The sequence below is a fragment of the Idiomarina sp. A28L genome (assembly GCF_000218785.1).
GTDB lineage: Bacteria > Pseudomonadota > Gammaproteobacteria > Enterobacterales > Alteromonadaceae > Aliidiomarina.
In genome coordinates, this window is record NZ_AFPO01000007.1 from 143,361 (window position 1) to 158,961 (window position 15,601).

A 15,601-nucleotide genomic window follows, 5' to 3' on the forward strand; every position below is an offset into this window, starting at 1 on the left:
TTACAGTTGGAATACCGGCACTTAAATGAGTTTACGAAATCACCTGCAGCATCAACAAGAACGCATGCAAATAATGGAAGCCTTGCTAAAACAAGAGCAACTGTTGCTGGGTGAAGGTAAAGTTGATGGTGCAGCATTAGAAGCCGTAGCAAAAGAAAAGCAAAGTTTATTCGCTGAACTTGAGCAATCTGAACTGAAACGCCGAAATGCGCAGGAAAAACTTGGCTATCCACTAAACCGCGAAGGTTCTGAGCAAGCCGCTGCAGATTCAAATTGCAGCGAGCTGTGGCAAGATTTAATTTTAACCACCGAAAATGTAGCTCATCTGAATGCTTTGAATGGAGATCTTATTCAACATCGTTTGCAGCACAACCAGCAAATGCTAAACATTCTCCGAGATGCTTCAGGCGCAAGTTTATATGGCCCTGATGGCCAATCGAAAAAATCTATTCCCCGGGTAAGCTCAAAAGCCTGATTTGGAGCATTCTTTGAATGGTAAAATCTCAGAGCATCTCACAGCAACAAAGCCTTTTATTAGTCATTGATATTCAGGGTCGGTTAGCACCCGCCATAGATCATGCCCGTGATATTGTGCATTCTGCTGATAGGCTCTTAAATGTTGCCTCAGAGCTACAGATACCTTGCATATTTACCGAGCAATATCCGCAAGGCCTCGGTACCACCGTTGAACAATTAAGTTCACACCTGCCAAATGCAACGTTATTTGAAAAAATCCATTTCAGTGCCCATCGCGAAACTGATTTTGCTAACCATTTGAAACAACAAGAGCGCCCGCAAATAGTACTTATTGGCACAGAAAGCCATGTTTGTGTATTGCAAACAGCGCTAGATTTATTAGCGGCAGGCTATCAAGTATTTATTGTTGAAGATGCGGTAGGCTCGCGAAACCCGAGCGATAAAGGGTTAGCGCTTGCGCGTTTAGCCGCTGCTGGTGCGGTGGTGGTTAGTTCTGAAATGGTTATTTTCGAATGGCTTGAACGTGCCGGTACCGATTCATTCCGGCACATCTCAAAAACCTACATACGCTAACTTAGCGCGCCCTACATCGATAAAGTTGATAACTACCGCTACTTCGCCTCTGGTTTATCGTTATTCTCTGTATATTTATCCCCATCAGCATCTTTTGAAGTAGCCAATATATGCGCGTGAATAACCCCAATTTGCGTTTGAAGATCTGCCACATGTTCCCGCAACCAATGAATATCCGCTGCCTCACCTTCTCCGGTTTCTAACGAATGTGCCGCACTCTCTTTTTGCATCACTTCTAGCACCACACCGATCATCATATTGAGGAAAATAAACGCACTTAAGAAAATGAAACTCACATAAAAAAGCCAAGACCATGGGTAAACTTCCATCGTTTCGTACATTATCGATGTCCAACTTTCAAAAGTGGCTACGCGAAATAATGTGAGCATCGCAACGGTGATATTTTCCCAGTAAAAAGGATTAATATCGCCGAAAATGAAGCTGCCAATGGCGCCATAAATGTAGAAGATAATAAACATGAAAAGCGCTACGTAACCCATGCGCGGCAATGCCTTTAAAAAGGCGTTCATCAGCATGCGTAACTCGGGAACAATCGACACCAAACGCAACACTCGGAAAACCCGCAATAACCGAGCCAACAGAACGCTTTGGCCGCCATCCACTGGAATTAAGCTAGCTACCACGATAACAAAATCAAAAACATTCCAGCCTGATTTGAAGAAATCCAGAAACCTGCGTTCGGCTAACATTCGAATGGCAATTTCGACTACGAAAAACACCGTAACCGCCCAATCCAAGTAATCCATAATTCGGGTAAAGCGGGTTGTTTCTTCGTAGGTTTTGGCACCCACTACAAGCGCTGAGAAAACGATGATAACCACTACCACTAATTCAAATATTTTATTGCTACGCAAACGCACAAAACTTGCCTGCCAATTGCTGTAGTTTGCATTTTCCATCGTGATAGTTCCGCCTAATACCTGTATGTGTAATGTTAAAATCGTAGAGGGCTGTAATTCAGGCCCGATGATTCAAGGCCAACATACCTAAGCAGGATGTTGGGCCTCGGTAGATTAAAAGCAAGCGAAAATAGCAGCTTTTTCCAAGTTTAAACATATGAAATTTAGTTAATAACCACCGAGTTCACTTCACTCGATTTATGAAATTATGCTAGATTACATGGTTCAATTGCTGGAATATTCGGTAACTCATTGATTTCTCGTTAAGCTGGAGAGGACAAACCATGCAACTTGCCGTACTGGTGATATACCTTGCAGCATTAATTACGCCTTGGCTTTTTGTGCAGCACCAACATCGCACCGCCTATATCATGGCATTAGTGCCCGCCGCACTTACTATTTGGTTTGCTACACACATTCCGATGATTGCCGGTGGCGAAGTATTTATCCAAGAGTATCAATGGATTCCTGGCCTCGATATTTCCTTAACCATGGTGCTCGATGGGCTTTCGCTCATGTTTGCTCTGCTCATCTGTGGTATCGGTACCTTAATCGTGCTTTATGCCGGCGCTTACCTGAAAGGAAACCCAGCGCAAAATCGTTTTCTTGTGATTTTGCTCGCTTTTATGGGTTCGATGCTGGGCTTGGTTCTTGCCGATAACCTCATTACGCTCTTTGTGTTTTGGGAATTAACCAGCATTACCTCCTACATGCTCATCGGTTTTAACCACCAAAGTGCCGAAGCTCGGAAAGCCGCGCTGCAAGGCCTTATCGTTACCGTAGCTGGCGGTTTAGCGCTGCTATGTGGCCTAGTGATGTTGGCATCAATGGCTGGTTCTTATTCCATTCAAGAAATTCTCAATACTCCAGAAACGCTCACCGAACATCCGCTGTTTGTGGGCATGCTTATTTGTTTGCTGCTGGGCGCATTCACTAAATCAGCTCAATTCCCCTTTCATTTCTGGCTACCCAATGCCATGGCTGCACCTACGCCAGTAAGTGCCTACTTACACTCAGCAACCATGGTAAAAGCAGGCATCTATCTTTTAGCGCGCTTACAACCAGAGCTCGGTGAAAGTGGTTTATGGACAGTTCTACTGAGTAGTTTCGGGGCCATGACAATGCTTACCGGCGCTTTTATGGCGGTGCGCAGTACCGATTTGAAAAAGTTGCTCGCCTATTCAACGATTATGGCGCTCGGTACACTCACTCTGCTTATCGGCATTGGTACCGAAACGGCGATGATTGCCTTCGCTGCCTATTTGTTAGCGCACTCTTTGTATAAAGGTGCGTTGTTCATGCTTGCTGGTATTGTTGATCACGAAGCCGGCAGCCGCGATGTAACATTGCTTGGCGGCTTACGTAAAAACTTACCATTAACCGCTATTCTCGTTGCCGTAGCGGCACTTTCATTGGCCGGTATTCCGCCACTGTTCGGTTTTGTAGCCAAAGAACTATTGCTCGAAGCAATGTTAGATGGCGCCTTCCATAGCTTCATTTTTGTGTTCGTGATGGTTGCGTCGATATTCGTAGTAACTGTAGCTTCCGTGATTGCCTTACGCCCTTTCTTTGGTGCTTTCAAAGCACCTAAAGCAGAAAAAGATATTCATGAGCCGCCAAAAGCCATGCTCGCAGGGCCCATTGTTCTGGTGCTGCTATCACTTGTTGCCGGCGTTATACCAGGCACTGTAGGCAACTGGGTTACTTTACCGGCTTCAAATGCAGTAGCCGGTAATGTTGTTGATGGTTATTTAGCGCTTTGGCATGGCTTAAATCTTCCGTTGTTGCTTTCAGGTATCAGTATCACTCTCGGGTTGCTGCTATTTAAATATTGGGACACTTTCCGGAATCGCTTGAAAGTACTAGACCCCATTATTGCTCGAGGCCCTGAACGCGGATACTTCTGGTTTATGGACGCCATTGTGTGGGTAGCCGAATGGCAAACGCATATTTTGCAAAACGGTTCGATGCGAAATTACCTGCGAACCATCGTGTTAGTGTTTGTGGGCCTTACTGGTTACACCTTGATTAGCCGCTACCAATTACACTGGAACTGGGATGTAGATCTCTACTTCCACGAGTTTATAACGGTGGGAATTCTTGTTGCTGCTGCCATCGCCGCTTGTGTTACCCGCTCTCGATTGGGTTCCGTTGCTGCAATGGGTGCAGTTGGATTCTCGGTTGCACTTATCTTCATATTGTTCAGTGCGCCAGATTTAGGCATAACTCAAATTCTTGTTGAAACGCTAACCGTTATTTTGTTGGTACTCGTTTTATTCCGCTTACCCGGCTTTTCCAATGTTTCCACAACTCGTGAACGCATTCGTGATGCGGTAGTGGCGTTGCTCGTAGGCGTGCTCATTATGTTCTTAATTATGATCACCATTGATGTGCAACTCTTTGAACCGATATCAGGCTACATGATTGAGAACAGCTACACCTTGGCCCACGGTAGAAATATCGTGAACGTAATCTTAGTTGATTATCGGGCTCTCGATACCCTAGGTGAGATTTTCGTATTAGCACTGGCTGCGATGGGCGTATATGCAATGATTAAATTTAATCCTGCAACTTCGCCGGGGGCCAACCATTACGCGGGCACGCTGATTTTAGAAGAAAAGAAACTCGCGGAGAAAGATATTATTCACTCGCTCGAAGAGATTCATCAAAAAATGCTAGAAGATCAGAACATCATTTCCGTTGGCGCGATGAACAACCGAAATTCTGATGAAGACGGTGATGAAGAGCAAGAAACTCTAGCGAGTTCTTATGATGAAGATCGCGACCATGATGATTCACAGGCGGCAAAACGTTTAGAAGATGATGAACGTGGCAAAAAAGATGCGGCGCAATCTGATGAGGAGGGCAAAAAATCATGATGAAACCCGGCACGATTATTCTCTATACAGCTGCGCGGTTTTTAGTACCTCTGCAACTTTTATTTTCTGTGTTTTTGCTACTGCGTGGCCACAATGAGCCCGGTGGCGGTTTTATTGCTGGCCTAGTTGCGGCAGGTGCCTTCACTTTGTACCTCTTTACATTTGGTGCTGCCGTAACACGGGATTTAATGCGCGTAGACCCGCGCAATTTAATTGGTATCGGCTTATTCATTGGCATGATTTCAGTGTTTCCAGCCGCATTTCAGGGCCAGGCGTTTTTAACTGCGCAATGGTGGCCAATTATGTTACCGGGTGGTACTGAACTGAAACTATCAACACCTCTAATTTTTGATATTGGTGTTTATCTAACGGTGGTGGGCGCAACGATGACCATGATGATTGCACTTACCGAAGCTGAAGAGCGTTAAGGAGGCACAAATGGAACCAGTTATGGCCATTGCTGTTGGCCTCATGTATGCAGCCGCAATTTATATGATGTTACGCCGCAGTATTGTAAAACTCGTAATAGGTTTAATGCTGCTTTCGAACGCAGCTAACCTACTTATCTTTACTTCTGCTGGCATGACACGCGGGGCACCACCACTTATTCCAGAGGGTGCAATAGTGCCCGATGGTATTGTGGCGGATCCGCTACCCCAAGCACTGATTTTAACCGCGATCGTTATTGCCTTCGGGGTACTCGCCTTTGCGGTAGTTCTTATTCACCGGGCGTATAACATACTTCGCACCGATAACTTGGATCAGATGAAGGATACCGATACGTGAGTTTTGAAGTTGCTTTACCTATCCTTATCCCGCTGCTCACGGGTGCATTGTGCGTAATGTTTTGGCGCTACAATGCAATTCAGCGTGCGCTTTCTTTAGTTGGGAGTTTCGCTTTACTCGCAGCTAGCATTTGGTTGATGGTAAGCGTTTACAACGACGGCCATGTAGTAATGTATATGGGCAACTGGGAGGCGCCATTTGGCATTACCTTAGTAGCCGATATGCTCAGTGCCATCATGGTTGTGCTTACCGGTATGATGGCCGTAGCTATTGCAATCTACTCGCTCTCATCAGCATCACCAAGCCATGAGCGGTTCGGTTATTACCCATTAATGCACTTGCTGCTAGCTGGCGTTGCCGGCTCATTCCTTACCGGTGATATCTTCAACCTTTACGTGTGGTTTGAAGTAATGTTGGTAGCATCGTTCGCCCTGCTTATTCTTGGTGGCGAACGCGCGCAAATGGAAGGTGCGGTAAAATATGTAACCTTAAACCTGCTTTCATCAGCAATATTCTTAAGTGCCATCGGCCTACTTTATGGCCTTGTTGGCACCCTGAATATGGCCGATATAGCAGTTAAATTAGGCGAAGCAGAAAACGCTGGGCTCATCGATGTTATCGCGGTAATGTTCCTGATTGCCTTTGGTATCAAAGCCGCCGCCTTCCCATTGTTTTTCTGGTTACCAGCTTCTTACCATACCGGCCCAGTTGCGGTTTCTGCCTTGTTTGCCGGGTTGCTTACCAAAGTTGGGGTATACGCACTGTTCCGCGTGTTCACGCTTATCTTTAACCAAAATGTTGAGTTTACGCATGAGATTTTACTATGGATGGCAGGCTTTACCATGCTTACCGGGGTTCTCGGCGCGGCTGCACAATTTGAATTCCGGCGTATTCTTTCGTTCCACATTGTAAGCCAAATTGGTTACATGATTCTTGGCTTGGCGCTTTTCACGCCGCTAGCTCTTATCGGTGGCGTGTTCTACATCATGCATCACATCATTGTAAAAACTAATTTGTTCCTCATTAGTGGTATTACTCACCGATTACTCGGAACCTATGATTTGAAGAAGCTCGGGGGCATTTATAAATCCCGGCCATTTTTAAGTATTTTGTTCCTGATTCCGGCACTTTCACTCGCGGGTATTCCGCCGCTTTCAGGCTTCTTTGCGAAGTTCATTATTATTCGCGCCGGTGTGGAAGCAAATGCTTGGGTAATTACCGGCATTGCCCTATTAGTCGGCCTACTTACGCTATACTCTATGATTAAGATATGGGCTGAAGTGTTTTGGAAGAAGCTACCAAAAGGCTTAGATGATACTGCCCTTACCGAGGGCAAAACCTCAGCCTCTACTGTAGTGCTTTACATTCCTGTGGTGTTACTGGCAATTTGTACATTAGTAATTGGTTTAAATGGCCAGCCTATTTATGATTTTGCCGAGTATTCAGCAGCACAGCTATTAAACCCACAAGGCTATATTGATGCGGTTTTAGGGGGTGCACAGTGATAGGCTTTATGTGGAACCTCCTGCTCGCGGTAACGTGGGTAGTGCTTACCGGCGATGTTGGCGGCATGAACCTGCTGTTTGGTTTATTCGTGGGCTACTTAGTTCTTGGGGTTATGCAACGGCAAATACCTTCACTTCGTGGCTACACTCGCCGCTTACCTCGGTTATTGAAGTTCGTGGCCTTTTTCGCTAAAGAGCTCGTGGTGGCAAACCTTACCGTTGCTTTCGATATCATTACGCCAGTGTGGCACATGAAGCCGGGTGTTATTGCAATGCCACTGGAAGCGAAAACGGAACTAGAAATTACCATGGTGGCGAATTTAATCTCATTAACACCTGGTACGCTGAGCCTCGATGTTTCCGATGATCGCCGAGTGTTGTTTATTCACGCAATGTTCTTAGATAACGAACAAGAGTTGCGCGATAGTTTGAAAGATATGGAGCGCAGGGTTCTCGAAATCTTGCGGTAATCCAGAGGAGAAGCATCTACGTGGAAATTGTTATTTTAATTTCATTCGCATTGCTAAGTTTATCGATGCTATTAATATTTATTCGCCTATTGATGGGGCCAACCTTACCCGATCGAGTAGTTGCACTTGAGTTATTAGCAACGGTAATTGTTGCCATCACCGGCACCTACGCAATTTTTACTGATCGCTCTAGTTTTATCGATGTAGCGATTGTGGTTGCACTTACAGCATTCCTGGCAGCAATTGGTTTTGCTCGCTTCCTTGAACGCGGAGGCCCTCGAGATGACTGAAACAATACTTAACTGGGTAATCGCCCTATTTATGCTTTCAAGCGGCATTTTTACGTTGCTTGCAGCAGTAGGTATCTTGCGCTTGCCAGATCTTATGACACGAATGCATGCCAGCACTAAAGCCGGTGCTCTTGGTGTTGCCTTAATGATGATTGCTGCGATGCTGCATTTCAATGATTTAGTGGTAATGGCGAAAGCCTTAGCGGTAATTATGTTTATTTTAATTACCGCACCCATTGCAGCTCATGCTATCGGCCGGGCTGGCTATTTTGTTGGTGTGCCTATTTGGGTTAATACAGTGAAAGATGAGCTTTTTAATCGCTATGATAGCGATACTCATAGGTTAAGAAGCGGTTTGGAAACCGAAGAAGAATTGAAGGCGATGAAAACTAGCAACAAAGACAAACCGAGAATTCGGGTTACTACAAAAAAGTAATCGCCTAACGCATCTATAGAAATATGCTACAAAAAAGCGCTGCTGGTTCATATAGAACCGCAGCGCTTTTAGTTTTTGCTAATAAATTATTCGCAGTAAGCTAGGCGTTTACGGCTCGAGCTCTTCCGCAGTAAATATATCTTTGAACAATGGCGTACTTAAATAGCGTTCTGCTGAACTTGGCAGGATAACCACTATGTTCTTACCGGCATATTCCGGCAGCACCGCTAAGCGGCTCGCAGCCACCACTGCAGCTCCTGAAGAAATACCTGCCAGTATGCCTTCCTCTCGCATTAATCGATGAGCCATACCATAGGCTTCATCATTGGTAATTGGCTGCGTGCCTTTCAATAAACTTAAATCAAGGTTCTTTGGCACAAAACCTGCGCTGATGCCCTGAATTTTATGCGGCGTATGCGTGAGCGGCTCACCAGCAATAGTTTGGCGAATTAACGGTGAATCAGCCGATTCTACAGCCCAAATATCCAACTTGTGCCCTTTCTTCTGAAAATAGCGGCCTACACCAGTAACGGTTCCGCCGGTGCCAACACCAGCTACAAAAACATCCACCATCCCTTGTAAACTTGTATCGATCTCTGGGCCTGTTGTAGCTTCATGAATATCTGGGTTCGCTGGGTTATCAAACTGGCGTAAATACACGTATTTGTTGGGTTCTGCGGCAATCAGCTCTTCAACCTTAGCTTGCGCGCCCTTCATTCCCTTATCTGCCGGCGTTAAAATAATTTCCGCACCTAACGCTTTCATCAGTTGGCGGCGCTCCAAGCTTGCTGAGCGCGGCATTACTATAGAAATGGCAATACCTTTGGCAGCCGCAACAGAGGCCAAGGCTATGCCCGTATTGCCCGATGTAGCTTCAATCAGAACTTTACCTGGGGTTAGCAAGCCATCGGCTTCGGCCGCAGAAATTAACCCGAGGCCGATACGATCTTTCACACTACCCGCTGGGTTTCTGCTTTCAATTTTTGCATACACGTTAGCTACTGCATTTTCCGGCAATACCCGAGATAGGCGAACCAAAGGTGTATAGCCAATGCTTGCTGCATTATTTTCAAAAACGGTAGGAATACTCATTACTTCTCACTTCCCTTAGTTGTTTCTTCAGTTTCACCTTTGTTGCGGCTTTTTGCAGCAGCTTGGCCTGCTTCTACGAAATCTTCATGTTCGAGTTCAATTTTCGGAACATCGCTACAAACATCGCCACCCATGCGGTTAATTGCTTTGCACATTTCCACCACGCGGTTATCCAGCATGTGCATGTGATCAAGCATTCGGCCGATAGACATAGCAACCGGGTCTGGATTATCTTTAGATACCGCGTAGGCATCAAAACCATATTTCTTGGCAATAGCTTCGCGCTGGTCATCTTCTTCTGTACGCCCGGTAATTTCAGTGCTCGGCTTTGCACCCGCCACTATTCGGCCGGGAATGCCAACCACAGTTACGCCCGCTGGAACATCTCGCACCACTACGGAATTCGAGCCAATTCGTGCATTTTCGCCAATCATTAAAGGGCCGAGAACTTTTGCACCAGCACCAATAACCACGCCATTGGCTAAGGTAGGATGCCGCTTTCCGGATTTCCAGCTCGTGCCACCTAAAGTAACACCGTGATAAATGGTGCAATCATCACCAATTTCAGCGGTTTCACCAATAACCACGCCCATGCCGTGATCAATGAAAAAGCGGCGGCCTATTTTCGCGCCTGGGTGAATTTCTACGCCCGTTAGCCAGCGCGATATCGTAGATATCCAGCGTGCTAACCAGCGCAACCGCCAACGCCATAGCCGATGGCTTAGGCGATGAATCCAGATAGCATGCAGCCCCGGATAATTAGTTAACACCTCAAAAAAATGCCGCGCGGCTGGGTCGCGCTGATACACACTGGCAATATCTTCCCGAATGCCTCGGAATAACATAGGCGAATCTCGCTTAATCGAATACAAACCCAATAAAAACCACTTTTCTATTGGAGCATTTATGCTAATTTGGTTGTTAGTATAACGTTTATCAAGTGCTTCCGTGAAACAAGCTTGAAATTACTCACTTAATTTCACGTTAAGCTAGTAACAGCCCCTACTTAAATAATCATAACTACTGGAGCTAACTTATGAAACGCAATGTGATTACGCTCGTTCTCGCCACTTGGGTTTGTGCCCTTGCACAACCTGCTGCCGCAGATACTCTCATTCATGCTGGCAGGTTAATCGATGGTACCGCTAATCAACCAAAAGAAAACGTTACCATTCGTATCGCTGAAAATAAAATTACGGCCATTGAGTCCGGCTTCTCACGTGGCACTGATGAAGATGTAGTTATCGATATGCGAAACGGCACCGTAATGCCGGGCTTCATTGATATGCATACTCACCTAACTTCACAATCAGAGCCAGGCTCTTATATGCATAGGTTTACACATAATGAAGCCGATGTAGCTTTTCGTGCCGCCCATTTTGCCGATTTAACCTTGCGAGCTGGCTTCACCACCGTTCGTGATCTTGGCGATAGTTTTGCCGCCAGCGTTGCTTTGAAACGAGCTATTCAAGCCGGCTATGTACATGGCCCACGGGTATATACCGCCGCAAAATCATTGGCTACAACCGGTGGCCATGCCGACCCAAGTAATGGCTCCCGGCAGGGATTAATTGAGAATCCAGGCCCTATGGAAGGCGTAGTAAATGGTGTCGATGATGCCCGCCAAGCTGTTCGTGCGCGTTATCAAGAAGGCGCTGATTTGATAAAAATTACTGCTACCGGTGGTGTATTGAGTATGGCCGCAAGTGGTGATAACCCGCAATTTATGAACGATGAATTAGCTGCTATTGTGGAAACAGCCCGGGATTACGGCATGCGTGTTGCTGTGCACGCTCATGGGAAAGATGGTATGGCGCGCGCTATTCGCGCCGGTGTTGATTCTATTGAGCATGGCACCTATATGGATGATGAAATATTTGCTTTAATGAAGGAGCACGGTACTTATTATGTGCCTACTATTACAGCAGGGCGCAGTGTAGCCGAACGGGCGGAAATTGATGGGTATTTCCCAGAGCAAGTTCGTTCCAAAGCACGTGCTATTGGCCCGTTAATTCAAGGCACCTTCGGCCGAGCTTATGCTGCTGGCGTAAATATTGCCTTCGGAACTGATTCTGGCGTATATGATCACGGTGAAAATGCCCGTGAATTTGAATACATGGTAGAAGCCGGAATGCCGCCTATTGAGGCAATTCGTGCTGCCACTCTCACAGCCGCAACATTGCTTGGTGCTGAAGAAATAATTGGCAGTATTGAGGTTGGAAAATATGCCGATATCGTGGCTATACGGGGTAATCCACTGAGCGATATTACCTTGCTTAAAGATATCCATCTGGTTATTAAAGACGGTGTAATATACGTGCAGCCGTAATCGAATATTACCGTTATTAAATGAGAAAAGGCCCAGAGATAATTTATCCCTAGGCCTTTTTTATCTACAAAAGTAAAATTTTTAGGCGCCAGCAGAACTAAATCTGCTTTACACGCTCTTCCTTCACCCAAATCACCAAAGTGTGCAAATCGTCTTTAATGGTTTGTTCAAGTTCAACTTCGAAACGCTCTCGTTCTAAATCCATTTTCCGAATTTCTTTTTTCGGAAATTCCTTACGCGCCTCATGGGTAGGCATATGCTTAATACGCTCATACATGTCATGAATCGATGGCCAACGCGAACTGAAATTATGGCGTTCAGCTTGAGGCAAGTTTTCTAACAGAACAGCGATACGAATACAGCCTTCCGATAACGGGCATTGATCTTGTTGCATTGCTTTCGCAATAGTTTCAATACTTTCATGTAAATAATGCAGGCGCTTTTTCTCATTCTTAGCAATGCCTTTGTTTTGCTGGCGTAAGCGCGAAAGCAACATACCCGCATACACACTTAAACCGGCAATCACCAAAGCGCCAACAATTAGAGAAATCCACATCAACACACACTACTCCTTCGAATTCGATATCTCATCATCGAGAATATCGTTCTCGTTAAAATCATATTCAAAATTATCGTCGTCATCGTCCTCAGCATCTAAATCGATGCCAAGAATATCGGCTAGTTCTTGATAACGAGCTAGTTGCACATCTAACCATGCTTGATCAGCCTTGGTAAGAATATCGCCATTTTCTGCGCGGTCGAGTAAACCCTGTAAACGGGTATCGTTTTCTAACGACAACAACTCTTTCTCTGGCGACATCGCTTTCTTTGGAGCCGTTAAAGGCACTGCCTTTTTGCTGCCGTGCCGAGGATCTTTTAGCTCACCCGCAGCGCTTTGCTGCTCCGATTGCGTTTGCGAGCCATAGCGGCTGCCGGCTGCCTTACCCTTACCTTTTTCTTTGGAATTTTCTTTACCCTTGGTTACGGGTACGGCATCGGTAGGTTTTCGATCAGCTTTGCGTAAAGCGAGTGGCCCAGATTTTCGGGTTTTTTTGATACGTGTCATATTTAGTAGGCCCTTGAGGGTGGAAATGTCCACACTGCGTTTTGAATTAGTGTGATCATAGCCCATTCCGGCCATTTACGAAATCGTAGGCAATAAAAAAGGCGATGAATACCATCGCCTTGATTGAAACTCGCACCCCCCAAGGGTGAAACCGAGATCGATTGTCGCTAAATCCCTACTATTCTTATTATTCTTCCTTGTAATTACCATCTCTTTTTATCTGTGCACTAAAAGGCGCAACTTATTAACGATGGTGTTTTTACATTAACTGCATAAATGCTTACGAACTACTCTTAACGGTGTTTCGGTTGCGCAGTATTTCTTTCCCAAAATGTTTTATTATTTTTTACTCACTCGCGGTTCTTCTTATTATTGGTGCGAGTGGGTCGCCTCCTGGCGTTATTCTTGTTCCCTGATGTAGCATTACCAAACTTACGCTTATTATTATTGTTCGTAAGAGCCTGTAAAAGCGCCTAGATAATGCGGAAAACTGTTTCCCCAATGTAATTCTTTAACAAATTTTACACCGCTATGTTATCACAGCTTTGTAACAATTACCTGTTATAAAGCTTTCTCGTTAACAATGGTTTAGCGAGTTTTTTGTTCTTATCGTTCGCTTTGCAACCCTTGTTATTCCTGAGGAACTCACAGTGCCAATGCTTTTCAACGGTGTTAAGACTACGTGAATGAGCTGGTTTCGCAACAATTTAATTGATCTAAAAAACCTATTTTTATGCCGAAATCGCATTTAAGATAACCTTTATACGCTTAATGTTATAATTCTCGCGCGCATCAGTGGTGCATAACTGCGTTTATAGTGATTTTCATGGGGTGGTAAAGCGGCGTAATACCATGCAAAATGGTTTTTTCTTATTATTTGTTTCACTAAAGGAAACTCGCATGCGTACTACGCCTCTTTTTACTGCTCTCGCGTGCTCGCTGGTAATGCTTACAGCTTGCCAAACCGCACCTGCGCCAATCGATGAGCCGCAAACCAACGCAAACACCCAATTTACTGAACTTGCAGAAGCAGCTTGGAGTTACGGCGAAAATACCGATTCAAGCCGTTTACAAGATATCAGCCCAGAAGCTCTCGCAGAGCGTTACAAAAATCGATTGTCCTACTATGAGCAAATCGAAGCTATTCCAGCAGAAAGTTTGAGTGCTGAAAATCAAATCAACCGCGATATGCTGCTCTACGCTTTAAGAAACAGGCTCTCAGATTACGAATTCAACATGTATCTTATGCCACTTACCAATGAAACCGGCCCGCACAACCGTATGGCTGGTTTACCCAACAGTATTCGTTTTCAGCGAGCGGAAGATTTTGAACGCTACTTGAGCTTGTTAAATGATGTACCAAACTGGATGCAGCAACAAACCGAATATATGCGCGAAGGTATTGCTAGCGGCATGGCTCAACCTAAAGTGGTACTTGAAAACTTCGCAGCTGGAGTAAATGCGTATATCGCGATGAACCCAACCGAAAGTGTATTTTATCAACCGGCAACTATTGCCAAACGAATTCTGTCTGAAGATGCGTTTGCTGAGTTGGATTTGGAACTACAAACAACGATTGCAACGCGTATCAACCCAGCTTTCATGGATTTTCATGAGTTTTTAGTAGAAGAGTACATTCCCAGCGCACGCACTGAGATATCGGCTACATCGCTACCGAATGGCGAAGCTTTTTATGCCAACCGCGTAAAACACTATACTACTCTCGATTTGAGCCCAGAAGAAATTCATGAAATTGGCTTAGCCGAAGTAGCGCGTATTCGAGCAGAAATGCAGGGAGTTATCGATGAAGTTGAATTTGATGGTTCATTTGCAGAATTCATTCACTTTTTACGTACCGATCGTCAGTTCTACGTAGAAACAGGTGAAGAGCTGCTCAAAGAAGCGGCGTTTATTGCGAAGAAAGCCGATGGCGTGCTTCCTCGGTTGTTTCATCATCTACCTCGAACGCCATATGCTGTAGAGCCTGTGCCCGCAGAAATAGCACCCAATTATACCCAAGGCCGCTATTCAAGCCCACGCCGTGATGATCAGCCTGGCGAATACTGGGTAAATACCTATGCCGTAGATACACGGCCTCTATATGAGCTAGAGGCGCTTACCTTGCACGAAGGTGTTCCGGGCCACCACCTGCAAATTTCACTCGCTGCTGAAATGGAAAATGTGCCGCAATATCGGCGTTCCACATACATTTCTGCATTTGGCGAAGGCTGGGGTTTGTACGCAGAGTACCTCGGTTTAGAAACTGGCTTCTACCAAGACCCTTACAGCAATTTTGGCCGCTTAACCTATGAAATGTGGCGCGCTGCGCGTTTAGTTGTTGATACCGGTATGCATGCAATGGGTTGGAGCCGTGAACGAGCAGTTGAATTCTTAGGCAGCAACACCGCACTTTCTTTGCATAACGTGAATACCGAGATCGACCGCTACATTAGTTGGCCTGGCCAAGCGTTATCTTACAAACTTGGCGATTTAACCATCAAACGTCTGCGTGCTGAAGCAGAAACTGCGCTGGGCGAACATTTCGATTTGCGTGAGTTTCATTACCAAGTATTGCGCAATGGCAGTATTCCACTAGCAACCTTAGAACAGCAAATAGCGAGTTATATCAGCGCTGAACAAGAGAGAATTGCTGCTCTGTAGCTAACATTAGCGTTTAGTTACAATACATTGCTGCTCTGTAGCTAACATTAGCGTTTAGTTACAATACAAAAAAGCCGGAAACACCTTCAGCAAGGGTTTCCGGCTTTTCGTTGGCTC

16 protein-coding genes are annotated in these 15,601 nt (G+C 45.4%); 11 read left to right on the top strand and 5 right to left on the bottom strand.

Features of this window, described 5'->3' with window-relative positions; translation table 11 throughout:
* Window positions 1-25: 25 nt before the first annotated feature.
* The gene (locus A28LD_RS02460; RefSeq protein ID WP_007419476.1) at window positions 26-475 is read left to right on the top strand and encodes a flagella synthesis protein FlgN; all 450 of its coding nucleotides are present in this window, start codon (window positions 26-28) and stop codon (window positions 473-475) included.
* Window positions 476-492: 17 nt separating this feature from the next.
* Complete coding sequence (locus A28LD_RS02465) at window positions 493-1,050, top strand: isochorismatase family protein (RefSeq protein ID WP_007419477.1); 558 nt, start codon at window positions 493-495, stop codon at window positions 1,048-1,050.
* A gap of 38 nt (window positions 1,051-1,088) precedes the next feature.
* Here the strand turns inward: A28LD_RS02465 and A28LD_RS02470 are convergent, their stop codons facing one another.
* The gene (locus A28LD_RS02470) at window positions 1,089-1,970 is read right to left on the bottom strand and encodes an ion transporter (protein WP_007419478.1); all 882 of its coding nucleotides are present in this window, start codon (window positions 1,968-1,970) and stop codon (window positions 1,089-1,091) included.
* A gap of 284 nt (window positions 1,971-2,254) precedes the next feature.
* Here A28LD_RS02470 and A28LD_RS02475 point away from each other — a divergent pair, with 284 nt between their 5' ends.
* From A28LD_RS02475 to mnhG, 7 genes are read left to right on the top strand one after another with little or no spacing between them, the layout of a single operon-like run.
* Window positions 2,255-4,849: a putative monovalent cation/H+ antiporter subunit A gene (locus A28LD_RS02475; RefSeq protein WP_007419479.1), complete on the top strand. Its 2,595-nt coding sequence runs from the start codon at window positions 2,255-2,257 to the stop codon at window positions 4,847-4,849.
* Window positions 4,846-5,277 carry a Na+/H+ antiporter subunit B gene (locus A28LD_RS02480; protein ID WP_007419480.1) on the top strand — a complete coding sequence of 144 codons (432 nt, stop codon included), beginning with the start codon at window positions 4,846-4,848 and terminating at the stop codon, window positions 5,275-5,277. Before A28LD_RS02475 ends, A28LD_RS02480 begins: the two co-directional genes overlap by 4 nt.
* 10 nt (window positions 5,278-5,287) lie before the next feature.
* Window positions 5,288-5,635: a Na+/H+ antiporter subunit C gene (locus A28LD_RS02485; protein ID WP_007419481.1), complete on the top strand. Its 348-nt coding sequence runs from the start codon at window positions 5,288-5,290 to the stop codon at window positions 5,633-5,635.
* Window positions 5,632-7,140, top strand: a complete 1,509-nt coding sequence (locus tag A28LD_RS02490; protein WP_007419482.1) for a Na+/H+ antiporter subunit D — start codon at window positions 5,632-5,634, stop codon at window positions 7,138-7,140. The genes A28LD_RS02485 and A28LD_RS02490 overlap by 4 nt, the downstream gene beginning before the upstream one ends.
* A gap of 8 nt (window positions 7,141-7,148) precedes the next feature.
* A complete protein-coding gene (locus A28LD_RS02495; protein WP_237704240.1) occupies window positions 7,149-7,610 on the top strand; it encodes a Na+/H+ antiporter subunit E in 462 nt (153 codons plus the stop codon).
* A 20-nt stretch (window positions 7,611-7,630) separates the two neighbouring features.
* Window positions 7,631-7,900, top strand: a complete 270-nt coding sequence (locus A28LD_RS02500) for a monovalent cation/H+ antiporter complex subunit F (protein ID WP_007419484.1) — start codon at window positions 7,631-7,633, stop codon at window positions 7,898-7,900.
* Window positions 7,893-8,336, top strand: a complete 444-nt coding sequence (gene mnhG / locus A28LD_RS02505) for a monovalent cation/H(+) antiporter subunit G (protein WP_007419485.1) — start codon at window positions 7,893-7,895, stop codon at window positions 8,334-8,336. Before A28LD_RS02500 ends, mnhG begins: the two co-directional genes overlap by 8 nt.
* 108 nt (window positions 8,337-8,444) lie before the next feature.
* On the opposite strand, the gene cysK is transcribed toward mnhG, so the two are convergent.
* Both cysK and cysE read right to left on the bottom strand, forming a co-directional pair.
* Window positions 8,445-9,428: a cysteine synthase A gene (gene cysK, locus A28LD_RS02510; RefSeq protein WP_007419486.1), complete on the bottom strand. Its 984-nt coding sequence runs from the start codon at window positions 9,426-9,428 to the stop codon at window positions 8,445-8,447.
* Window positions 9,428-10,273 (bottom strand): serine O-acetyltransferase, encoded by an 846-nt coding sequence (gene cysE / locus A28LD_RS02515; protein WP_007419487.1) that lies wholly within the window; start codon window positions 10,271-10,273, stop codon window positions 9,428-9,430. The genes cysK and cysE overlap by 1 nt, the downstream gene beginning before the upstream one ends.
* Before the next feature lie 191 nt (window positions 10,274-10,464).
* Here cysE and A28LD_RS02520 point away from each other — a divergent pair, with 191 nt between their 5' ends.
* Window positions 10,465-11,757 carry a metal-dependent hydrolase family protein gene (locus A28LD_RS02520; protein ID WP_007419488.1) on the top strand — a complete coding sequence of 431 codons (1,293 nt, stop codon included), beginning with the start codon at window positions 10,465-10,467 and terminating at the stop codon, window positions 11,755-11,757.
* A 97-nt stretch (window positions 11,758-11,854) separates the two neighbouring features.
* On the opposite strand, the gene A28LD_RS02525 is transcribed toward A28LD_RS02520, so the two are convergent.
* Both A28LD_RS02525 and yihI read right to left on the bottom strand, forming a co-directional pair.
* Complete coding sequence (locus tag A28LD_RS02525; RefSeq protein WP_040486885.1) at window positions 11,855-12,313, bottom strand: DUF2489 domain-containing protein; 459 nt, start codon at window positions 12,311-12,313, stop codon at window positions 11,855-11,857.
* 9 nt (window positions 12,314-12,322) lie between these two features.
* A complete protein-coding gene (gene yihI / locus A28LD_RS02530) occupies window positions 12,323-12,823 on the bottom strand; it encodes a Der GTPase-activating protein YihI (RefSeq protein WP_007419490.1) in 501 nt (166 codons plus the stop codon).
* A gap of 900 nt (window positions 12,824-13,723) precedes the next feature.
* Between yihI and A28LD_RS02535 the strand changes: the two genes are divergently transcribed.
* Window positions 13,724-15,484 carry a DUF885 domain-containing protein gene (locus A28LD_RS02535; protein WP_007419491.1) on the top strand — a complete coding sequence of 587 codons (1,761 nt, stop codon included), beginning with the start codon at window positions 13,724-13,726 and terminating at the stop codon, window positions 15,482-15,484.
* The last annotated feature ends 117 nt before the right edge of the window (window positions 15,485-15,601 follow it).